Below are 24,326 nucleotides of genomic sequence, written 5' to 3'. Positions count from 1 at the left end.
TTATTTTATGAGTCTGTTCAGTTTCTCACGCATCTTCTGTCTGCGCCGGTTAGTTTCTTCTCCATCAAACTGGAACGCTCCGTTTATTTTAAACAAAACGTCTCCTTCTCTGGATCCTTTTGGGAGTTCCTTTAAAGGCAGCTTCACCATGGTTCCGCTTTCCTCTTCGCAGATTGCAATCTCCTGTTCGATCCGGTCTATGATATATTGCATGGTATTTCCCCCTTCATGCCGGTTCTTTATGGATTACAGCTTTTGCACGGCTCTAACCCTTGGTTAATCAGTTCTTCTCTGGTTCCATTATATCGCTTCCGGTTCTCCTTTTTTATGGATTCTGCAAGCTTGCAATCCGGAAGGTGAAATTTGCCCGTATTGGTATTTATAATATAATCCTTGTGGGTATCAGTCTCATTTTCCCTGGTTTCCCCGTCAAGACTCTCCTGCTGCTCATCCTGCCCGGGAATCCGAAGCCCGGTTCCGTCACTTTCAATTACGACTGTTCCAATCTGATCCGTCCGCAGAACTTTAATTCCCTGTTTCTTAAATAAATCCATTGTTTCTTTGTGAGGGTGTCCGTAATCATTATTCTTCCCGCATGAGATAACCGCATACCGCGGACTAACCGCTTTTATAAATTCCGGGGTTGACGAGGTACTGCTGCCATGATGGGATACTTTTAAAACATCTGCTTTTAGAGGAAATCCACTTAGCAGCATATCCTGTTCCGCTTCCTTTTCCGCATCCCCGCATAAAACAAAACTGGTTTTTCCGTATACCAGCCTCATGCCTATGGACCAGTTATTTAAATTATCCCCATAATCCCGGTTGGGCGAAATAATCTGAAAAGATGCATCACCCAGACGGTAGCTTTCACCTGCTTTTGGGATGGTAACCTTAATATTTTTATCTGCAATGGCATCAAGCATCCGCTCATAGATTTTTGTAGTATGCTCTTTTTCCGGAAGCATAACAGTCGTTACATCAAATTCCCGGATCACTCCCTCCAGACCGCCGATATGATCCGAGTGGGGATGTGTGCCGATCACATAATCAAGTTTTTTTACTCCCTGTGCCTTTAAATAATTAATGACTGTGTCCGTCTGATCTTTTTCTCCTGCATCAACAAGCATAAAGTGACCATTTGCTTCAATCAGGGTGCTGTCACCCTGACCTACATCAATAAAATGTGCAGCCAGTCCAAAGCCCGCTTTTTGACCATCAGTCTCATTTAGCACAGCAGTATTTAAATCATCTGATCCGGTTGCTTTATATACGCAGCCAGTCAGAAAAATCATACAAAGAACAGCTGCCAGTGCCAGAATCCTTTTTCCTTTGTTTCCAGCCATATTTGTTGTCATCTCCATCTGCTCCTTCGTGTTATTATATGATAGAATTCCTCATTCTACAAGTATTTTCCACGTCCTGCCACACGGCAATCCGTTTCCTTTGCATTAAAAACGGACTGCAATATGCAGCCCGTACAAATATGATCCATCTTTAAGGTAGCCGAGCTCCGTCAGAACCGACTTTGGCGCCGTCAGGAGTCGTACTGTCAGTAAGCATCTGCCCCGTCTGTGTGTCACAGTAATACTGTTTTCCATTCCAGTCAACCCAGCCCGTTGCCATATATCCCTGTTCATTAAAGAAATACCATTTTCCGCTGATATTCTGCCAGCTGTTTTTTGAGTAGCTGCCATCTCCATTTTCATACCACCGGCCTGTCTGATCCTGCTTCCAGCTGCCTGCATAGTTTATAAAATTGGACTTGGCCTGTTCCCCACTAACATAGTTTGAGGAAGATTCTACCCAAGCGCCTTTTTTCTCCGGATTCTTGGCATTTACGGTGCGAACCTGGAATGTGTAGTTTCCTTCTTTTGTCAGGAATCCTCCCAGCTCCATACTTGTCTGATCCGTTGTTTTTGCAGTTCCTACACCTTTTCCATCACGATAAAGCTTGACTTCATAGCTTCCTGCTCCCACGCTCTTTGACCAGTTTGCCACATGACCATCGGTCCAGTTTAAGGAGCTGACTGGCTGGGTAAATTCGCCTGCGGGAGGTAAATCTATGGTAACAATCACAGTCTGGTTATAATCTTCTTTTTTTTGCTTTACATAAGTCCCGCCCTCAATGGTATAACTTCCATCCTTAGTGTCAAAATAATAATCATCCTGACAATGCAAGGTCACTTCCAGTCTTGGTACATCATTTTCATACCATTGAAATCCGTCATTGACAAATTCACACTGATCAACTTCAATTTTATCGCCTTTTACCGTAACTTCAGCCTGCTGTTCAGAAATGTTTCCTCCCAACACAATATCCGCCGTTACCGTCATTTTTACTGTAGTGATCTTCTTCCTGGAAGCAGCTGATGCAGTGGTACAGTTTGCCCCTGTGACCAATGCCGCCGTTAGCATCAGTGCCATAATCTTCCTCATATTCATGCAGCGTCCCTCACCTTTCTATCTCTTATAATACAGTACAAAATTATGTATACGTGTACCCATTATACCTCATATAAGAGAATTTGTGAATGGTGATGAGCATTAATTCCCGTCAGATTTATTTCAGAGTATATCCAAAAAGCATAGAAAAACAGGACAACAGAAGAAAAGACCCCTTTCGTTTCTTCTAATTGCCCTGTTATATACGCTATCATAGTTACTTTGCAAACTCTGCCAATGCCTGATTAAAGTCATCCTTCTGATCATAGAACGCGCCATGTCCGCTGAATTCAAATGGCAGAAGCACTGAATTCTTAATATACTGATGCTGAATCTCCCCTAATGGGAAGGGTACTACTTTATCATGGATTCCATGAATAATCAGAGTTGGTACACAAATTTCTGTCAGATCCTGGAACAAAACCTCCTGAATCCATGTATTTGCAACTTTTGCAGTTGCCCAGCCGGCTGCCTGCAGTCCCACCTGGAAAAACCAATCCGAAAATGGTGCGGTTAAATGCTGGAAAAAGAATATATCTCCAAAGTTTCTTAGCATATTGGGCCGGTCTTCATAAGTTCCGTTTATAATATCCGTTACAGTCTGTACATCAACTCCATAGGGGAAATTCTGCCGTTTGACCAGACTCGGGGCGGCAGCGGCAAACAAAGCCAGTTTCGATACACCGTGCGCCTTATGCCGTGCCATATATCGAATTGCTATAGCTCCCCCGGTTGAATGACCCGCCAGGGTAATATTTTTTAATCCCAATGCATCAATGACTTCCCTTACATCATCCGCAAGTCTGTCATAGTCATACCCGCAAAAAGGCTTATCCGAATCTCCAAATCCCCGTGTATCAATCCCTATGCAGCGAAACCCCATGCCCGGAAGCACATCAAACTGATACTCAAACAGCTTACGGCTTCCCGGCCAGCCATGAAGAAACAGGATGGTATTTTCGCAGTCCGGATTTAAATCTTCCACATAAATGTTGACATTCCCATCAACAGTGACATAATAGCCCATAATCTCATTTCTCAATCTTTTTGATTTATACTATTCAGAAAAGGCCAGTCCGGTACAATATTTAATCAAATTATCCGATGAAAATCCGGCACCAGAGTTTCATATCAAAAAAAAGGTACCGAAAACCATTATGGCTTCGATACCTTATCCCGTTCCCGAGGTGATTTGAACACCCGGCCTACCGCTTAGGAGGCGGTCGCTCTATCCAGCTGAGCTACGGAAACATCTCTGTGCTGCAGGCAGCCTGCAGCACAGTCCAAAACTTATTATATTCAAATATAAAGAATTCGTCAAGTCATTCTTGGATTTATTCCTCTGATTCCTTGAATTTTACAGTTCCCTGCATCCAGACCTGCCCTTTAAATCTGCGTCCGACTTCCGGTGTTCCCGTTAAATCATTTTTCGCGATACAGACATGAAAAATCAAATCACTGCATTCAAGAGTAAAATCGTATACCTCTTCTTCTGTAATATGGTTCTTCATCTCATCAATTTTAATAATTTCACCAATTACAGAATACTGATCGCATTCTACACCGCACGGCATAAAGCACGAATCAATAATCGAATACAAATCTTCCTTCATAACCCGTCTTGACGCCTGGGAATAGAGATCAATGTCTTCGATGGTTAATGTCTCCATCGCATCTTCATCGCCGTTCTTTGCCGCCTCTAACAGATTATTGCGGTCCTTTGCAGCTACTTTTGCTTTTTCCCTTTGCTTATCTGACTTCTGAATGGGAAGAAGAACTTTTCCGCTGACTGCAAGACCCGTAAGGCATGAATAACTGGTATCCATGGAATGATGGTCTATGATCCGTTCTCTGCATTCAAAGGAATTGTCTATATAAAAAATCAGAGAAATTCCAACTTTATATTCGTCTAAAAGCCCGGCATAGGTTTCCCGTTCTGTGTGACGCTGTATGGAGCATGATACTTCTGAAGTTATATCACTGCTTTTTAAATATGGGTAATAGTACATTCTTTGAAACTTTCCATCCCGGTCCATCTCTCCATAGATGGCAATCCCCATTCCGGGCGCCACTTCTCTTCGGATTTCGCACAGATTGGACTCTTCGTCAATCTGTATCCTTTTCACATCGGACAGATCTTCACAGAGCTTATCTAACAGCTTATCAATTTCCCTGTCTTTTTCATAAAGACTGAAACCAATGGTTCTTAAGAATTTATGCATAGAATCATCACCTGCTTTCTGTTTTTCTAAGATAATTTTCAGGAAAACAATAAGGCGAAGAATACTCCGCCTCAAGCCTTACGGTTTATTATATACTAAAACATTTGAGAATTCCAGTAAAATTTTTGATGTTAATAAATTCAGGTCCGTACCTTCCAAAAAAAGGTACGGACCCGGTCTTATACGATACCCTGTGCCATCATGGCTTCTACTACTTTTTCAAAGCCGGCAATATTGGCACCTGCCACATAATTTCCTTTTACACCATAGCGCTTTGCAGCTTTTGCAGTCTTCTCATAGATTCCTACCATGATGTCATGAAGCTTCTTGTCCACTTCATCAAAGGTCCAGGAAAGTCTTAAGCTGTTCTGGCTCATCTCCAGTGCAGATGTAGCCACACCGCCTGCATTGGCTGCCTTACCAGGCATAAACAGCATACCATTCTCAAGGAAGAAATCAGTTGCCTCTCTGGTGGAAGGCATATTGGCACCCTCTGCAACAGCAAAACAGCCATTGGCCTTCAGTGCCTTCGCATCCTCTAAATTTAACTCATTCTGAGTTGCACAGGGAAGGGCGATATCACATGGTATAGTCCAGATTCCTTTTCCTTCTGTATATACAGCAGAAGCAACTTCATCGGCATATTCCTTAATACGGCCTCTGCGTACTTCCTTAATTTCCTTTATTACTTCAAGACGAATGCCGTTCTTGTCATAGATATATCCGTTGGAATCACTTAAAGCCACAACCCTGGCTCCCAGCTGGATTGCTTTTTCAGATGCATAAATTGCAACATTACCTGATCCAGAAATTACCACACTCTTTCCTTCTAATTCCCTGCCATTATGTCTGAGCATCTCATCAAGGATATAAATGAGTCCGTAGCCGGTTGCCTGGGTACGCACCAGAGAACCTCCGTAGGTAAGTCCTTTTCCTGTAAGAACACCCTCATAAAGCCCGGTCATACGTTTATATTGTCCGTATAAAAAGCCGATCTCTCTTGCGCCTACGCCAATGTCTCCGGCCGGTACATCCTGATCTGCACCAATATATTTGGATAATTCGGTCATAAAACTCTGGCAGAACGCCATGACCTCTCTGTCTGATTTGCCCTTGGGATCAAAATCTGATCCGCCTTTTCCTCCGCCGATGGGAAGACCAGTTAAAGAATTTTTAAATGTCTGCTCAAATCCTAAAAACTTTAAAATACCCTGATTTACAGAAGGATGAAGTCTCAAGCCTCCTTTATATGGACCAATAGCACTGTTAAACTGAACCCGAAATCCCTTATTAACTCTTACCTGTCCGTTGTCGTCTACCCACGGCACACGAAATGAGATGATACGCTCAGGCTCTACCAGGCGCTCTAAAAGTGCGGCTTTTCTGAATTTCTCTTCATTTGCTTCAATGACAATGCGCAGAGAATCAAGAACTTCTTTTACTGCCTGATGAAATTCTACTTCTCCTGGGTTCTGCTTTACGACTCTGTCATAAACTTCATCCACGTAAGACATAATTTTCTTTCCTCCTAAGATTATAAATAATACCGTATTATTAATAAAATAAAGTTATTCCAAATGTTAAAATAAGGCCGGAACCCCTTAAAGTTCCGGCCTTATCTCCCCGCCATAACTTTTTAAAATTATAGCAAGTTAATTTAGTAAAGTCAATAAACCATTTCCTATTATTTACTTATCTGGCTTCTTTTTTTTGTTAACAGCCGCATAGAGTGCCAGCATGAAGCCCGACAGTGCCACCATCACCTTTCCAGCATTGGACTTTCGTTCCCCTGTCTTTGGTAATTTTGCCAGAGGCACATTCCCATCATCAATTGTAACGAAATCAATCTGGCTGTCTCCCGGCATATTTGCCAGCGGCACCGGATCCGGTATCAAGGTTACTGTACTTTGAGGAGTTCCTGGACCAGGACCATCATCATCTCCTCCATCCCCTCGGATTCTTTCATCCTGTATGGTAATTGTAAAGCTATTGACGCCGTCAAGAGTCAGAGGTGTAATACTGGAGTTAATCTGATATCCGTATGGTGCTCTCGTCTCCACAATTGTATACGTGTCTGCAGGCAGACGTTTGATTGAATATTGTCCGCTGCTGTCTGTTTCAAATCTGGTAGCTTCTTTTTCATTGGCTGTATATCCGGCAAAGGAACCATTATTCAGTTTCACATAACCGTTTTTAGAGGCCTTCACAATAAACTCTGCCCCACCCAGTCGGATATCTGCAAACACCGCATTGGTCTTAACTACAATCACCTTAGATGGCTGATTTTCAACTGCCCCCTTGGTTTTTTCAAATAAAGTAGGTTTCACATAAAGCTCACTGGTTTCAGACTGGCTTAAGGTAAATTCTCTGCTCCATGGCTGAGTCCCCAGTAAATATCCACTGGGCGCTTTCGTCTCTGTGATCCGGTACATTCCATAAGGCAGATTTGTAATTACTGCCTTTCCTGAAAGGGTAAAGACAATGGAACTGCCCGTTACATTCTCTGGCGTCCAGGATGCTCCGTCAGAAGCTGCCAGTTTTCGGTAACTGTCCCATGCTCCCGGTACCATGGTAGATACATTGGTCAGCGTAAATTCCGCCCCAGCCAGTCTTTTATTTGTATCTTCACTGTCTACTTTTTCCAGGCTCATGCTTCCTGTACTGATCTGATTTGTTACGGTTAAGCTTACCTCAGATCCGTTGTCTACCGCAACTGCCTTGCTGTTATCCTTTAAAATGCTTACCTTTCCTCTTTCATCCACTCTGATATAGAACGGTTCAATGGAATCATAGCGGTCAGTGGCAGCCTCTCTGATCTGGTAATCTCCGTGTTTTAAACCAAGACTCAAAGTACCATCCTCGCCTGTAACAAAGGTTCCGCTTCCGGCATCCGGCAATGTGTGGAACCGGCTGGCTCCAAACACGGATAATATTCCGTCATCTTCATAGCTACCAGGTCCCAGGATATTAAAGCTGATTCCGCTAATGCTTCTTTGCAGATTATCTGTTTTCTTCAGCTTAATAACAAACTGTGCGCGGTCATTGACTACCTGATTATCTTCGTTAAGCTTAGCATTCTTCTGGTCTGCAGAGAGAGTAAATTCAAATTCTGCTTTCCCGTTTAAGCTTAAATAGCCCTCCGGTGCTTTTTCCTCTTTCAGCGTGTAGGTGCCATAAGGTATACTGCCAATATCAACGTGGCCGTTAAACGCTGTAAAGCGAATGCTGGCTCCGTCTTTTTGTACATCCCTGATTCCCATGACTTCCAGCTCTTGAGCACTCATTTTAAGCAACTTATCAGCGAAATCTTCATACGTTCCTTCTACCTGAGTGGTTTTCTCCGTTAAAGAGAATTCCGCTGACGGAAGAAGTTTTTCTGTCACACCATCCACCTTGTCAAAGATCAGGTTTCCGGTTCCATAATCATTGAAGACAAGTTCACTTCCATCTGTTGTTACGGTGCTGCTTTCACTGTCTGCCTTTAAGGTTACTTCATAGACCCTGCTGCCGGCTTCATATCCCGCCGGTGAAATCTTCTCTTTCACATAATAAGTTCCAAGAGGAAGCATCTGTGACTCACCCAATCCGTCAATCCCAGTTGTGATGGTACCTGCCAATGCCGTTAATCCCTGATCAGAGTAAATATCAAATACTGCTCCGGAAAGATGCATTTCATGGTTATGGGATGCAGCCTTGTTGATACGTATCTTAGCCCGCTCTCTTGCATCAAATACCTGGATCCTGTCTGTATTACCAGTTTCCAGTACGGAAACTTCTGTATCCGCAGATACACTGTAGTTATCCGGGGCTTTTATTTCTTTTAAAACATAGTTTCCTGCAGGCAGACGTTTTACCGTTACCGTACCGCTGCTGCCAGTTGTAAAGGAAGATCCCTCCTCTTTTTTGTCTGTCAGACCGGTAAAGGAGTTATTGCCATCAAGGCTTACATACTTTCCTTCTGGTGTCATTAAAATGAATTCAGCATTGGAAAGCAGAGCATTTGTTGACTTATCCCGTTTCTCAATTGTCAGTTCATGAGGTGTATTGATAACTGCCTCATTCCCTGTCAGACTGATTCCTTCCGGTTCTTTCAGCTCAAACTCTTTTGTAAACTTATAATCGCCGCCGAAGAGATATCCACTTGGTGCCTGAGTCTCCTTAAGTGTATAGGTTCCGTATGGGATCTGGGTCAAAATTCCCTGTTTGGAATCTCCCAGGCCGTCTACCCGGAATGTTACAGAGAGGACATCCCCATCGGTTTTGGTTGTAACGGAAGAAACACCGGATCCTGTCACATTACTTAAATATTTTTTAAATGCTCCATCAACCAGTGACGTACCGCTGAGTTCAAACCACGCTCCCGTAATAAGACTCTTACTTTCCCCATCTATTTTCTCAATTACAATGGGGGCAGTCAGCACGTTGTTTGTAACAACCACATTAATTTCTTTCTGTTCCTGACTATCTAGAACAATATCCGGCCTGTCTTTTGCGTTTAACAGTGATACCACTCCATCCTGGCCGATTCTGACATAAAACGGCTTTATTGCCTGATATCCAGGAGCTGGAAGTTCTGTAATCTCATAATCGCCGTACGGAAGATTCCAGGTTACTACACCTTCCTCACCGGTCTGTTTCACTTCATAACCGGTATTCTCCGGATCATTTACTTTAAACTGGTTTCTGCTAAATGGGTTCCAGGTATTGCTTACATACTTCCCTGGCCCTGAGATGGAAAATGAGATACCCTTTACTGCTTGATTTCCGGCGTTATCCGCCTTTCTGATGCTTAAACTGTATTCTGTTCTGGTATTCTCAATAACATTTTCTTTTATGTTGTTTAATTGTGCCTGCTGCCCTTCCGAACTGATATCAAATGCAGTTTCTTCCAGTTTCTTTGAGATATCATATCCGTCAGGAACCTGGATTTCTGAAAGAGTATAGCTTCCAAGGGGTATTCCCGTAATGTGAACCGATCCGTCAGTAACTTTAAAACTAACGCCCTGACTGTTCTCTTTCACATCAGTTATTCCCATGGTTGCAAAATCTTTCTTCATTGATGCAATCATAGCATCCCATGCATCTTTCACCACATCGCTCTTTTTATTAATCTGGAATGAAGCACCGGCAAGTTTCTCTTTGGTAATCCCGTCAATCTTTGTAAAATCAAGTGAACCGGCTATATAAGAATCCTCTACTGTAACCGTACTTGGAATGGGATCAGCTTCTGTCTTAAATTCTTTACTCTTAAGAATCCATGCCTTTTGTCCCTGTACCTGATAGGAATCCATTGCTTCCATATCACTGGAGACAGCATCAGAAAGCTGGTAACCTGCGGGAGCGCCATCTTCAACAATGATATAGTTCATGTAATACAGAAGCTCTCCTGCATTCCATACTGCTTCACCGTCTGTAAGCGTTGTTTTACCTTCCGAAGCCGGAGTCTTCAGCACGTTTGTATTAGTAATCTTTGTATTACGTAAGGAATCCATTTCCTGGTTTGTAAAAGGACCATATACCGTAAAATGAGCTCCTTCAACCGGGTTTTGAGCTTTGTTTGTTTTCTTTACTGTTACACTTCTGTAAGGTACAAAGCCTATGTCCTTGGTTGTATCGTATTCCCCTGCTGTTGACCATAAGAAGAAATCTTCTGAGGAATATCCGTTTTTCGTTTCATTAAAGTTGCTGTCACGACTTTCGTCGTAATTGACTCCACCCTCCAGCAAGGTCTTCGGAACTCTGGATCTGCCAGCTTTTTTATTTTCTCCATCCGGCAGCATATTTGGCTTTGCAAGCTTTAATATCAGATCTTCAAAGCCTTTCGGCATAGTTCCTTCGCTCACTTCAATTTGATAATGAGCCGGATCATCTCCCTTTAAGCTGTTTAATTTCAGGGATGTACCGCTGTACCATTTATCCTGTATACTCTCCGTGATCTCTGAGTCGGGGAGATCGTAAGGCTTAGCCGGAGTCAGGCTGTCAAATAAGAATCTGGCATCTCCGGTTCCCGGTACCATGGAGGTCTGATCATCGCCATTTTTACTGAACTTCGACAGGCTGACCTTAAAGTATCCACTCTGTAGCAGTGGGAACAGGTCGGTAAGCAGATGATCCTTGTTAACGCTTTCATTCTGTATTCCGTTGTTGTCATCATCAATCCAGATACGTCCCGATACCTTTACTTTTCCAGGAACCAGAAGTACCTGAACGGAATTGCTGGTCTGCACCTGTGAGAATGGCTTTTCTATACTCTCAAGACTTGCTTCTTTATAACTATAGGCTGTTGCAAAATCATTGACCGCATATCCGTAAGCAACATCCTCCAGCTCTTTTGCCGTACTGTAAGGCACCACTGTCTTGTAGGTAACAACCAGATTTTCTCCTGGTGCCAGATAAAATTCAGGATCTGTGATCTTAATGCGGATGGCGGTAGGATCACTGGAACTTCCCGACCAGAATCCGGAAGAATTGTTATTTAGCATTGCATTCTTTCCGGCACTTGCCGTATCCCGATTGTCAAATGTTTTATTGGAATACGAAATCTCATAGTCAAATCCCTGAACTTTTCTTCCTGAACTTCCGGTATCTTTTCTGTTTTCAATTTCAATGGACTGAATGCTGTCATATTTCAAACGGAAATCACTGAATCTTTCAAAATTACCTGTACTGTAATCTCCTTTTACCGGCAGAATATCCATAAGCTGCAGTTGGCTGACATAGTCCTGAGCCGATGCATTGTTTACCATAAGCCGGTATAATACGGTTCCATCATACTGAGTAAGTTCAGTATCCTCTGCCGACTTCGCTACCTTACCTGTGGTGGTTCCGGAAACATATCTGGTATCCAGATTACCTTTTACTTCTTTATAAAGCTGGATACCCGTTCCGGTGCTCATGGTATTCTCTGCGGAATCGGATGCATAACCATAGCCACGGTATTTTTCATCCGGCAACAGCGCACCAGACGGTAAATCACTGCTGGGCCACTTGGTACCTGAGCTGGTATTAATCATAAAGGATGCACCGGTATGGTTCAGTGAAAATGCCGGCTGCAGCACATCGCTTGTTACAAACAGGGTGTTTAAAATGTTCTTACCATAATTAATAATATTTCCTGCAACTTTTGCTGTTACCGATACTGTAACAGACTCCCCTTTTTGCAGATTCCCATTCAGACGTATAAACAGTGTCTCACGCCCTGTTTCAGGGTCCACTTTCCGGACTGTCTTATCAATCGTTACACCAACAGGTGCCCGATCCAGTGCGACCGCTGTCAGCAGTCGTTCCTCTCCGGAAGTTTCTCCGGAAACTGATATTCCTAAAGGAACCAGATCAACAAGAACCGGCTTCTGGATAGGTGCAATTCCAGTATCACTGCTGGTGGTTGCGTTGGTTACTGTAAGCGTATAGGTAAGTATATCACCTGGCTGTACTCCCTTAACAGGATTTACATTTTTACTTACTGACAGGATTGGAGCCTGGCTTTGAACTACGGAAATATCACATAAAGTCTCTGCCTTGCTGGCATCCTGACCGGGATTTAAGGTTCCATTTACATCCCACTTCCGGTATTTCATAGATACATCTGCTTTGTTACGGATATACTTAATATCCTTTTTGTAGCTTCCGTCAGCAAGAGTTGCATCCTGACGATTCAGTTTTGCTGTAACAGCAATCGTTCCAGGTACAAAATCCTGACCCAGTGTATACGCGTTTTTGGTAGATTCCTTTAACGTCTCATCCCGGTAACTGATTTTAAATGATTTGACTTTCCTGCTGCCAACAGGTTTTATCTCACCAATTTCACCATCTCCGGATACACTTACGGTCTGCACCGTTCCAATCTGGCTTCCGTCAAATCCATAGAAGGTAACATCTGCCATAATGGTTCCTGTTCTTCCTTCCTTCAGCCGGTTTACCTGAGCAGCCTTTCCTGGCTTAACAGAAAGAATTGTATACTTTTCATTGCTGTATTCTTTTTCATCAAGAACATTTTTACCTGAATCAAGCATCGTCAGTCCCTGGTCGGTGACTTCGTACTGATCAAGAGGAATGGTGTTAACCGCTCCTGGTGTAAGGGTGTAGGTAACCACCTGACCATCATTCCACCACAAATCTTTTAAAGAAGTAATCTGAGTGGACTTTTCAAGATTTACTCCTGTCTTCTGCTTCACATTGGTAAATTCCAAGGGCGACGGAATATTTCCTTTTTCAATGGTTACTTCCTTTTTATAAACGGTTCTGTTGTCATCCGGATTAATTACATATCCATCTGTATTTGGCGTAATAGATGTCTCTTCTATCTCATAGGTTCCGGGAAGCAGCATAACTGTGGTTCCGCTTTCACCATAAGGTACTGAAACAATATCTCCCGCCTGTTTTCCGGATTCTTTATTTGTTATCTTTACAGATGCGTTTATGGCAGAGGACGGATTATCCTGTTTATTTACATCATTCTTAAACAGTTTTAATGGTAGCGCTTCCTGATTATGAACTGTAAACTGATATACTCCCGGAGCTTTGGTGTTACTATCAGAAAGCACGTATAAATCAAGGTTCTGTATGGTCTCGCCGTTCTTATTTAAATCTGCGGTTACGGGAAGAATGGTTCCATTTCCCCCATCAAAAGCCTCCAGCCGGAAGGTATCAAATCCATGATCCTTTACAGGCACTTCATATAGCCCGTAAGAATATCCTGATTCCTGTTTCAGACCCCGGAATGAAAGTTTACCCTGGGCGTCGGTGGTTCCCTCTGTTACATAGTTCCAGGTATCGCCGGCCTCTTTTTTATAAAGCTCAAAGGTGATTCCAGCTTTTTCGGCTTCTGTTTTACCGTCTCCACTGTATTTGGTAATCTGGAAATCAATGCCGCCCTGATTTTCTACGGTAATTTCCGTAGTCTTTCCAGTCTCAGCTGTCAGTCCCTGTTCCGGAACTGCTGTCCCAATGGTTAAATATCCCAGAGGGGCATTTGTCTCTTTCACATAATAAGTTCCCGGATTGAATTTCTTTGTAGATAATAAAAACTCATAAACACCGCTTGTTCCGATTTCTTTAAAATCACCTACATAGGTCGTCAGTGCCTGATCGGAATATAAGCTGAATCCAGCACCCGTCAGCTTCTTTGAAGAATCTGCAGCGTCAACTTTTATTATGTGTATTTTTGCTTTTGCATACTGATTTTCAATCCCTATGGCAACCGGAGTCTTGGTTGTAAAATCTGAACTCGTTCCCGCCTGGATATAACCATCAGACCATAGTTTTCCATTGGTCACACCTGTTTCTCCAGTCAGCATCCAGTCTGGGTTTTCCCGCTCTTTTACATAATAGGCTCCGCCTTCTGGATTCTGTGCCAGCCAAATCTTACCCTCTGCGGTATAATAGCCGTCTGCTGCCGCAAAGTTATGAATCGTTACGGTAACTGGCTGGTTATTCTCATCATATACCGGCTTGTAGGCCTTTTGGGCATCAGAGTAGGTATAAACATCAAACACAACCTGAGATGGAAGTTTATCTTTAATATCCTGATCATTTATAAACCCATCTCCAAAAATAAGTTTCTTTGTTATTGTCAGGGTAACCTTTTGCCGGTTCTCAAAGGTTACTTCCGTATTTTGATAGGATCCTGTCATATCACCGGTCACAGCCACTACCAACGGTGCGGTATCAACGGTATATCCCTCGGGTGCTTTTGTTTCTGTAATGCGATACCAGCCTGGCTGACCGTTCTTAAGAGTATAGGAACCATTTCCCTGATCTTCCAGAGTTTTTGTCAAAGCGGTAAAGCCATCCCCTGGTTTGTCGTAAGCAGGATCTTCTACATTCCGAAGAACGCCTCCGTCTAAATCCGTACCAGGACGGAACTTCATGTATTCCAGACGGAACTCTGCTCCTTTCATGGAATCACCGCTTTGCTTATCCTCACCGTCTGTCTTATGTAATGTAAGCTGTGCAAGTCTTGGGTTTCTAACGGTCAATGCAGCCAGAGGGCCTGTTATGCCATCAGCAACCGGAACCAGAGTGACTTTATTACCTTCTGCCACCGGCTTATAACCAACGGATACGGAATGTTGTTCAAAATAATAATCCGTAGACGTATTTTCTGCGCTGCTTCCCAGTATCTCACTGAGCACAGTATAGGTGCCGCTGTCAAGTCCGTTTAATACAGCAAGATATCTTCCGTCTCCCTGCTTTTGTGTGACAGCTGTAACCGGATTGCCTGAAGGAGTCATTAATGTAAATGTAATACCAGAAAGTCCTTCTGGACGCTCTCCGTTCCATGCTGTTTTTTCAATTTCAAGCATAGGCTTTTGGGGATTGTAAACAGGTACTGTCAGTGACGTACTGGCTACGGTAAAATACCTCCAAAGCCCGTTGTTACCGGTATACATGGTAATATATTGTTTGTTCTGTTCCGTAGTCAGCGTTTCCTTCATTTTATAGAGACCGGAAGGAAGTCCGCCGGGTATTAAAATCTTGCCGGTACTGTCTGTTGTATAAGTGCCGTATTTCTTGTAATCATATCCAGATGCATTCCACTGATATTGCCAGACTTCAAACGCAACCCCTGAAAGAGGTGTTTTCTGAATATTCATCCCGTCTAGTTCGTCATCTGTTTTCCGGAATGTGCCTGTATCCGGAGTATAGCCGTATTTCTTAAGAGTTACCGGATATTCTTTAGAGACCTTGTTAATCAGCCTGAATTCAGGTGCTTTCCCCGAATCCCAGAAATACTGCTCATCAATATAATCCTTACTAATTGGTACTGTCACATTTAAAACATGAAGCGTTGCATCCATCGTAACCTTAGATGGTGCATAAATCTCTTCCAGTCCCAGAACCAGCTTAACCGGATCTCCTTCTGTATTGTATTGAAGGATATCTTTTGGATTCTTACCCAGTTCAGTAAGTTTATTGCTTACTTCATCAAGCCTGATTGTTTTTGAAAGTGCATAACCAGTTTTATGAGTGCCATCAGATTCCAATCCGGTTTCCACCACATCAATCGGCAGAAGTTTTTCATTGTTTTCCGGATTGAGCAGCCATATCTGGAATTTTGCTCCGCCAAGCAGGCTATATTGCTTTTCTGCGGTTTCCAGCCATTTATTTAAGGCAACCTGAAAATGATAATTTTCAAGTCCCGTACCTCCGCCAGAATGCTGATTAGTAATGACTGCTATCTTTTCATTTCTTCCGCTCTGATAAGAGTGACGGATTTCATCATATCCGCTATATTCCGAATGATCCGGTACAAATACGGCAGCGATTTTTCCGCCTTCTTCCAGAAGATATCCCGGTGCAGCCTGGTCCTCAACCAGCCAGTATACATATCCGTCATCCAGAATTGTGGTATCAAACTGTCCATCCTGACGTTTACCTGTCTGGGGATCAATCCGAGTGCCACTCTCATACTGGCCTTCTGTCTCAAATCTGCTTCCATCTGCTAAATCCTTCATTTGGATGGAGGCTAAATTCTTGGTGCCATCAAGCATTTTATAGAGTGTAAATCTTGCACCGTTTACCATGTGGCGCTCTTCATGGGTTCCACCCCCAACCGTTATCCCATCACAGGTTTTCCATACGTTAAACTGAACCCAGGATTTATAATTGAAAATTGGATCCGTATATCTGACCAGTGAATCTACATTAGCAGGAAGGTCTTTACCACTAAATACAACTGCATTATACCGGTTCTGCAAATCTACCACAGACAAGCTCTTTGCAGGCTGACCATTCTCAAGTGGAAGCGGTTCTTTATTGCCCATATTTAATTCAAAAGGCAACGTGGATTCACTCTTTGTGGGAACCCGTACTTCTGCCACATAATACGTATCTTTACGGTCAATATCGTTGAATGTGGCAATACCATCAAATTCATTTGTTACCTGTGCCTGCACAAAATCTGCAATGCCTGGCTGATCCCGGTTCACTTTATAAAGAGCCAGGTTTACATTTCCTAACGCCCTGTTCACCTCATAGAACTGATCATTCCAGCCATCACGCCAATATTTCTGGGTACGAATAGTCAATTTTGGCTCATCTTCAATAATAAGAGGTGCGCCTATCGTCTCTCCGTTTACAGTGGCAATGGTTTTTCCTTCTGTTAATGTGGTGGTTAGCACATCATAAGATGGAAGGTACCCTGAAGGTGGCGTAATTTCAGCAATTACATAAGGGATCCTGATTCCGCTGTCATCAAAAATACGCAGTTTACTGCTATCGAAAATTGCCTGACCGTTAGCCCCGGATGTCTTTGTCTGAATGGGGTTTTTAATACTGTTTGCCCAGTCAGCTTCATGGAACTGAGATCTTAAGTAGATTCCAAAAACAGCACCATTTACTGGTGTTTTTCTTAAAGCATCCCGTTTGGTAACCATTACTCTGCCATAATTCTGATAATTTTCCAGAGACTTGGTTCCATTTAAATAAATATTTGTATTTTTCTCAGCTGTCGTCTCTGCCGCTGTTACAGTCGCCGGCCCGTAGTAAACCGCCCCATTCTGTATCATGTAACCATCATACGATCCATCTGCCTTGTTTTTTAACAGAAACAGTTGATTAATAATATCCGACCCCAGAATTTCTTTAAAGTAATAGGTTCCCGGTGCCATCACCGTATCAGTATTGGATACGATTGTATTTTTGTTATCTGGAAGCGTAACAGCTGTAAAATGATCTCCATCTTTCTGATACACTTCAAATGTGATCTTTACATTGTTATCGGCACTTCCGGTTGAATTATATTTTACCTTTTTTAAATTAACGGTTTTATAAGGCTTATTATAAAATTTTAAATGAGTGGTTGTGGCCTCTTTCGGATACCAGAACCATTCTTTCAGCTGTTCTCTGTTTATAGGGCCATTGGGAGTTGTAAATTCACTGATTGCTGATGCAACATAATAATCCGGCGCCTTTACTTCTTCTACCCGGTATTTCGTTCCGGGATCCAGAGAGATAAAAGTACCATCCAGAGTAACGTCTCCCTTAAATACTTCCACACCATCTGTAACCCTGGTAATTCGAAATGTTGCTGTTATTTTTTTACTGTTATCCGTTATATCATATTTTTGAAGCCAGTAGGGCACTTTCTGAGGTATGTTGTATGCCTTTACATTTGCATCTGACTCCCTGCTGACAGTATAGGGACCAATGAGAGGTGTTTTTATGCCATTAACCACTGCGTTATCAATATTTTTTCCTGTCTCATCTGCCTCCAGGCGATCTGCACTTCCTGATTCACTCCAGTAATAATCTTTGGTAATATCCAGATTACCAGCAGTAATGATACCATTCTGATCAGTTGTATAGATTTTTCCAGGAGTTACTTCGCTGTAATTACTCTGATTCTTATCAGCCGCATAAAGCTTAAACTGGTAACCTGCATTAGAATTACCTGTATTAATCCAGCCAGATGCCCACTGGTTTCCAAAGGACCAGGTTTCCTTCTGAAGCTTAAGAATCGCCTGTCTGTTATTTTTTATTTCTACTGAAGTAGTTTTTAATGGTACCAGTGTAAATTCTTTACAGAGATAAGTTTTGCTGTTTTTTGTTTCAGTAGTAAAACCGCTTCCTGCAGGATTTCCATCCGAATAACCCTCCGGAAGTTCTTCCACTACCCGGTAACGGATCAAGCGGTTACCATTGTCATAAACAGGAAGGACTGCTTCAAAACCACTGTTACCATCCAGTGAATAGGTTTCCTTTGAATTTGCGGAAACTCTGGTCCAGCTACTGCCATCAGCAGTCGTTTCAAACCAGAAATGGTTATCAAAATTCCCTTTATACTGCTGTGGAACGGACTGATAAGTCCCATCATCCTTTTGGAGCAGCTTTGTTACCTGAACCTTTGCCTGATTTAAAGTATTAACCAGATAATTGTTGCCTTCCTTTAAAACAGATGTTTCCCCTCTTTTTACAGTAACCGGATACTCCCTGGTATCAATAATATACCCGTTGGCACTCTTTTCTTTAATTACATATTCTCCGGGAGTAACGGGCTTAAAACGTACCAGACCATTTTCATCTGACTGAACTGTTGTTACCTCAGTTAATGTACCGTTATCCTTTGTATAAAGTGTAAATTGTGCACCGCTTAAGGCATTTAATTCATTTTCTATTGCGTCTGCGCTGTTCCAGATACGTGCCTTCTTATAAAATTCAATTGCACCTTTTCCTACAACGTTATTAACGACTTTAACTTCTTTATTCTCTCCAGCCTTAATGGTAAATTGAATCTCCTGGCTGTCTTTAAATGTCTTAGAATCCACAACTGCATAACTGTATTCTGTTCCTGCAGGCTTCTTTCCTTCTTTCACCACATAGGTACCCGGATCAGCCTGAATCTGAATATATCCTCTGTCTCCGGTTGTATATGAGATAGTTTCACCTGATTCACTGGTTGGATTAACAGCTATCGTTCCTTTTTGAATACTTTTACCGTTTGGATCCAACACAGTATAGTTGTCATAAGGTGTCTGGTTTCCTTGAGAATCAACAGTATAAATCTCAAATTCAGCAGATCCGGGATATTCCTTTTCCATTGACAGATCATACGGTTTTAAAACTCCAATTCCTTCATCCAGCATTTTTGTTATCTGAATGACTGCTGGTTTATTAACCTCATGAACTGCCACAGAAGCTTCAGAATTATCTTCCATAATCTGGCTGGTTCCCAGCTTTACATATTCCAGATGAGCCTGGTTTAAAACAGTAAATACAGTAGAATCATTGACACGAGGATCATTGTATTTTAAAACGAAGGGTTCAAATGGATACCTGGCTGTAACCAGATAGGAACTGTAGGTAGGTGCCAGATCCGATACATAAATATGATCAGCCCCATTTTGCCCCTGTGTCTTATAACTGTTTATTACAATAGAACCATCTTCCTTTTGATTTACAGGAATGCTGATTCCATCGCCCCATTTTGCTATGACAGAAATGGGCTTCATCTCTTCAGGAGCATTGGGTGTTGTTATAGAAAGTTTATCCGTAATATGAAAGGAACCTTCTTTAAATCCGGTACGTCCATAGGTCTGATAAACAGTGCCATCAGGCTGTCTTGATATCTCCCCCTGGTTTCCATACATTCCCACTTCTATCATATAAGTAATATCCACGTATTGAGGATTCCCCTGATTATCATTAATGATATCGTAAGACTGATCCGTAGGATAAACTCTTTTTTTAATATGCCACTGATCATCAGATATCAATTGAAGCTGAGACTGGGATGGCTGTGTGGCATAAGTAACTGTTGAAATATTACCTGGATAAGTAACTTTATCTTTATCGGTTTTATCCGCGACTTTAACATCAGCATGAAATGCAACGCTGTTGTCTGGAAGGGTAAAGTTTTCTCCCACCGCTCTTTTACCATTTCCGTCTATGTATGCGTTTATTATGATATTATCTGATTTACCAGGACGTATGGAATGATTTTCGTCGCCTGCCTGAATTTTATAAACGCTTTTCTCGCTGTCTGAAGTATCAAGTTCCACTTTACCTTTCTGCTCCTCCAGGGTGATTCCAGCAGGAACAGTAAAATAAATGACAGCATTTTCATATGTATCAAACAAAGACAGTTTCCCGCCTGCTGCATATTCGTAGAGTGGCGCAGCCTGCATGGTATACGTAATGGTATACGTAAATAGTTTCCCTGCCTTGATTTCTCCGGTCATACTCTGGTCAAGGTTAATTTCTACCGTTTCTTTTTTATCTGTGGCATCTTCTCCATAATAGCTTAATGCTGTCTCATAGGGTGAAAGCTTCGCCTCATCGCTTACTTCCATATTCAATAATGTGATACCATAGCTTGGAACTACCATAGAGAACGAAGGTTGAACAAATAAGGAGGTCAGGCTAAAGCCATTGTCTTCTTCACTGTTAACTCCCATTAAGGCAGATTTTTCATCCCCCGATAATACTTTGCCATCACCAATAGACACAATATCTGCACTGTCAAATTGTTCCGGCTCAGAAACTGCTTCTGAAGGAGTGGCAACCGTCTCCTGTGCCTCTGAAAGCACTGGAACCTGGTGCCTGGAGATAGAAAGCTGCTGACTTCTTACTTCATTTTTGCTAACAGTCAGCTCATCACCAGATACGGAATCACCGGAATCTTTACTACCTTCCTCCGGTTCAGCTATATCTGTTTTTACCTCTTCCTTTTTCACATCCTCTGTCTTTTCTTCTCCAGTCTCACCTGAGATGGATTCCTGAGATTCATCTTTACCTGCCTGTGTCTCTGCAGCCTCCGATTCATTCTCAGTTGATGAAGCAGCACTGGTTTCTGAATTTCCAGTATTGCTGTCATCCTTAGTACCTGAAGTCGTTTCCGTGACCTTCGTTTCAGCAACTGTTTCTTCTATTGTCTCTGCCTTTGTTCCTGCTGCCGCTGCTCCTCCTGTAGAACCTCCGGTTGTATTATTTCCACCATTCTGTAATGTGGCTTCCTCTGAATTCTCTCCCACAACCGCATACTCATCCATCTGGGCATCTGTGACAACAAAATTATCACTTACTATCCTGAGACGGAATTCGCATTCCCGATCTTTATAACCATTCACACCAATAATCTGAACGCTCTGAAGAATAGATTCCTGTTTAATACGGTCCGATTCATCAGTCTCAGAAAAAGGCTCATCACCAAGAACATCGGAAACAACCACAAGGTACATGGCCTTACCTTCTTTTTTCTGAAGAATTAAGGTTTTGCCTTCCAGCTCCTCATACAATTTTTCCGTGACCAGATCTTTTTGTTCTCCTTTAAACGGAATCAAATCTTTTTTTAATTCAGGTCTTCTGTCAGCATCCTTTTTGAGGACTTTTTCTATGGCAGACTGGGTGACTTTGACATCAATAACCTGTTTTGCCTGTGATGGCGTTGCTTCCGACGGAGATGCCTTGGACGCGTTAGATGGACTAGCCGTATTTCGTTCTGTATACTCTCCCGCATAAACCGTAATTGCGGTAAGCTGTGATACATTTCCCGAGACAATGGCAATTGTTAACAACCAGGCAAGAACCCGCTTAAAGCGATGTATTTTCTTCATTGCTCCCTTCATTTTCACACCCTCCTATATATTTTTTACTCTTTCTAAATTCGTCTTCTATTTTTAAGCCATGAGATGGCAATATTTCCCTCTTTCTTAGTATACAGGAGACCGGTTACAAGCCAGTTATTTTTGGTTACATAATCATTTTTAACCAATTATTTTTTATGCTTGTTTTCTCACTACTTTGTATGCTTTTTCCCTTAATTCAAGTACTTTTTTCATTACTTTTTAACACAAAATTATAACTTGATTCTAACTGTTAACTTAACATATATTCGTTGTTTACATTTATTGTTCTGTGTGATAAAAATAACGTATATAAGTTCTTTTAGTTTGGTAATCACCAAACACGGGGATATAAAAAGGAGAGGTCATGACTGTTGAAGAAAAAATGAGAATTGCTATTAAAGAAGGCGCAAAATCATTACAAAATGGCGAATTACCAGTGGGCGCTGTAATTTTTAGTGGCGATGATATTGTGGGAAAGGCTCACTCGTCTGGTGAAAGTAATAGAATTTATTTACGACATGCGGAAATGAAAGTCCTTTGGGAAGTTGATGAAAAAGGTTATACTGTGAAAGAAAGAAAAAATATGCAGCTCTTTGTTACATTAGAACCTTGCATGATGTGTCTTGGTGCCGCCATGGGCTTTTTTATTGGAGAGGTATACTTTTCTATGGAATCACCTGTAGACGGAGCCGTTTCACTATTAAATAACAAATGGGATTCAAATTATGATGTTTTAAAATCATACACACTCCCCAAGTGTTATGGAGGGATTTTACGTGAAGAGGGAAAACTTCTATTAAGGAAATACATTGAAATAAAAAAAGAAGGCGCTTTAACTGATTTTTGTAAAACCTTAATTAATTTAGGATAATATTTACTAATTCTGAAGCCATCTTGACAGAACGCCTGATTAATTCTAAAATAGATCCAACTGACTAATTTCTAATTACAAAAAAGAAGGTCTTAAACATATGATACAAGATATTTTCCCCCACGTATTTCATAACGAATTTGAAGTAAAATCACCTGCTGAAGACAGCTGTTTTTTCTATTTTTCAGAAGGGAGCATCTGTCTGACAGAAGGCAAATCCAATACAATTCCACGATTCTCTACATTAGAAGATGAGGTTCGAAGCCAATTCATGTCCCATTGTGATTATTTATTTTCCATCGATCAGATGGATTTTTTTCTGGTAGACGAAACCAGTGTATCACTAGCGGATACCCCTGGTATCAGTCTTTTCAAAAATAGCATATTGCGGGAATTAACACCCATGTGGGTATCTTTTTCAGCTGTGTGTGCCTCCCAGCTTCACCGCTTCTACTCATCTAACCGCTACTGTGGCTGCTGCGGATCAGAGATGATTAAAAGCAAAAAAGAACGGTCTATGGTTTGTTCCTCCTGCGGTAACACCGTCTATCCAAAGATTGCACCCGCAGTCATTGTTGGCATCATCCACGAGGGAAAGCTGCTGCTTACGAAATATGCAGGCAGGGAATACACACGCTATGCACTTCTGGCTGGTTACACAGAGTTTGGTGAGACCTTAGAGGATACGGTAAACCGGGAAGTCATGGAGGAAGTTGGTCTGCGCGTAAAAAATATACGGTACTATAAAAACCAGCCATGGGGCTTTTCAGATTCCATTTTGATGGGCTATTGGGCCGAGCTGGATGGTTCTCCACAAGTCACGCTGGATGAAACAGAATTATCCACAGCTGTCTGGATGGCTCCTGAGGATATCCCCGATGATTTTACCAATATCAGCCTGACTCATGAAATGATTCTGTTGTTTAAAAATGGTAAAATAAACGAAACCCAGGGGGGAAACGCCTGATCAGGCTTTCCTTCCTGGGTTTCTGTAAAAGGTTGCAAATCCGTTTGCAATAAGAATTCCATCTTTAGGAACCTGTGAAAGAATTAATATTACATTTAACACATCAACACACGCGCCTCCAGCATTAAATACACTTAAAAAAATGAGATAACCACTTAATCGACCGAAAACAGCTAAAAGAATCGGTACTGCAAATGAGAGAATAAAAAGCGGCATAAGTGATATGACCACCATTCTTTTTCTGGTAAGGATTTCTTGGGTAAATACAAAACCAAACAGTCCATTAAATCCCCAATAAGTCTTATCTGACTTTCTTATTCCCGGTATAAATGCCGCATGAATCAACTCATGAATGAAAAGATATAAAATCATTCCTAAAAGATAATATAAAATCTCGATGCCTATGGTAATTTCCAGGGAAAACCCCTGCTGTCCGGAAAGCAGATTCTTAAATGGCGGATATAAAAAATAACACCATACCGCTGCGGATAACATCAGGATCAGACTGATTGGCATAGACCATAATATTGCTCCCGATACAGACCTTGGTTCTTTTAAACGAAACCAGCCTTGCTCTTTCAGTTTTCTGGTTGTGTCTTCATTCTCCAGTGGTATTTTCTTAATAAATTTCATAGTTTATCACCTCAATTATTGCATAATAGTTCTTATAGATTATATATCGCATTGCGACAATATTAAACAGTGATATTCCCGAATTTTTCCGACGTATATAATTTCAATAGCAAAGGAGTTTT

Annotated in this window: 10 protein-coding genes and 1 tRNA gene; 2 read left to right on the top strand and 9 right to left on the bottom strand. The window is 41.9% G+C overall.

The window, feature by feature from the left end; genetic code table 11:
- From ABS301_RS11315 to ABS301_RS11280, 8 genes are all read right to left on the bottom strand, one after another.
- Complete coding sequence (locus ABS301_RS11315; protein ID WP_349670163.1) at positions 1-213, bottom strand: DUF3006 domain-containing protein; 213 nt, start codon at positions 211-213, stop codon at positions 1-3.
- A gap of 26 nt (positions 214-239) precedes the next feature.
- Positions 240-1,346 carry a ComEC/Rec2 family competence protein gene (locus ABS301_RS11310; RefSeq protein WP_502877963.1) on the bottom strand — a complete coding sequence of 369 codons (1,107 nt, stop codon included), beginning with the start codon at positions 1,344-1,346 and terminating at the stop codon, positions 240-242.
- A gap of 151 nt (positions 1,347-1,497) precedes the next feature.
- Positions 1,498-2,445 (bottom strand): cell wall-binding protein, encoded by a 948-nt coding sequence (locus tag ABS301_RS11305; RefSeq protein WP_349672329.1) that lies wholly within the window; start codon positions 2,443-2,445, stop codon positions 1,498-1,500.
- A gap of 217 nt (positions 2,446-2,662) precedes the next feature.
- Positions 2,663-3,472 (bottom strand): alpha/beta fold hydrolase, encoded by an 810-nt coding sequence (locus tag ABS301_RS11300; RefSeq protein ID WP_349672328.1) that lies wholly within the window; start codon positions 3,470-3,472, stop codon positions 2,663-2,665.
- Positions 3,473-3,622: 150 nt separating this feature from the next.
- Positions 3,623-3,696, bottom strand: a tRNA-Arg gene (locus ABS301_RS11295).
- Between the two features lie 83 nt (positions 3,697-3,779).
- Complete coding sequence (locus ABS301_RS11290; RefSeq protein WP_349672327.1) at positions 3,780-4,667, bottom strand: DUF3881 family protein; 888 nt, start codon at positions 4,665-4,667, stop codon at positions 3,780-3,782.
- Between the two features lie 179 nt (positions 4,668-4,846).
- Positions 4,847-6,181, bottom strand: a complete 1,335-nt coding sequence (gene gdhA, locus ABS301_RS11285) for an NADP-specific glutamate dehydrogenase (protein WP_349672326.1) — start codon at positions 6,179-6,181, stop codon at positions 4,847-4,849.
- Positions 6,182-6,355: 174 nt separating this feature from the next.
- Positions 6,356-21,733 (bottom strand): doubled motif LPXTG anchor domain-containing protein, encoded by a 15,378-nt coding sequence (locus ABS301_RS11280; protein ID WP_349672325.1) that lies wholly within the window; start codon positions 21,731-21,733, stop codon positions 6,356-6,358.
- A 364-nt stretch (positions 21,734-22,097) separates the two neighbouring features.
- Here ABS301_RS11280 and ABS301_RS11275 point away from each other — a divergent pair, with 364 nt between their 5' ends.
- Together ABS301_RS11275 and nudC are read left to right on the top strand one after the other, a co-directional pair.
- Positions 22,098-22,604, top strand: a complete 507-nt coding sequence (locus ABS301_RS11275; protein WP_349672324.1) for a nucleoside deaminase — start codon at positions 22,098-22,100, stop codon at positions 22,602-22,604.
- Between the two features lie 100 nt (positions 22,605-22,704).
- A complete protein-coding gene (nudC, locus tag ABS301_RS11270; protein ID WP_349672323.1) occupies positions 22,705-23,571 on the top strand; it encodes an NAD(+) diphosphatase in 867 nt (288 codons plus the stop codon).
- On the opposite strand, the gene ABS301_RS11265 is transcribed toward nudC, so the two are convergent.
- Entirely contained in the window at positions 23,572-24,204 is a 633-nt protein-coding gene (locus tag ABS301_RS11265; protein WP_349672322.1) for a DUF3267 domain-containing protein, read from the bottom strand.
- Between the last annotated feature and the right edge of the window lie 122 nt (positions 24,205-24,326).

This window comes from Lacrimispora sp., from assembly GCF_031982545.1.
Lineage (GTDB): Bacteria > Bacillota > Clostridia > Lachnospirales > Lachnospiraceae > Lacrimispora.
Note: the sequence above shows the minus strand (reverse complement) of the source record. Positions and strands in the feature narration are given on the sequence as shown.

Excerpts from the sequence above, each read along its gene's own strand:
- ABS301_RS11300 (WP_349672328.1), bottom strand. The coding sequence starts at position 3,472 with ATGGGCTATTATGTCACTGTTGATGGGAATGTCAACATTTATGTGGAA.
- ABS301_RS11310 (WP_502877963.1), bottom strand. The coding sequence starts at position 1,346 with ATGGCTGGAAACAAAGGAAAAAGGATTCTGGCACTGGCAGCTGTTCTT.
- ABS301_RS11275 (WP_349672324.1), top strand. The coding sequence starts at position 22,098 with ATGACTGTTGAAGAAAAAATGAGAATTGCTATTAAAGAAGGCGCAAAA.
- gdhA (WP_349672326.1), bottom strand. The coding sequence starts at position 6,181 with ATGTCTTACGTGGATGAAGTTTATGACAGAGTCGTAAAGCAGAACCCA.
- ABS301_RS11315 (WP_349670163.1), bottom strand. The coding sequence starts at position 213 with ATGCAATATATCATAGACCGGATCGAACAGGAGATTGCAATCTGCGAA.
- ABS301_RS11265 (WP_349672322.1), bottom strand. The coding sequence starts at position 24,204 with ATGAAATTTATTAAGAAAATACCACTGGAGAATGAAGACACAACCAGA.
- ABS301_RS11290 (WP_349672327.1), bottom strand. The coding sequence starts at position 4,667 with ATGCATAAATTCTTAAGAACCATTGGTTTCAGTCTTTATGAAAAAGAC.
- ABS301_RS11305 (WP_349672329.1), bottom strand. The coding sequence starts at position 2,445 with ATGAATATGAGGAAGATTATGGCACTGATGCTAACGGCGGCATTGGTC.
- nudC (WP_349672323.1), top strand. The coding sequence starts at position 22,705 with ATGATACAAGATATTTTCCCCCACGTATTTCATAACGAATTTGAAGTA.
- ABS301_RS11280 (WP_349672325.1), bottom strand. The coding sequence starts at position 21,733 with ATGAAGGGAGCAATGAAGAAAATACATCGCTTTAAGCGGGTTCTTGCC.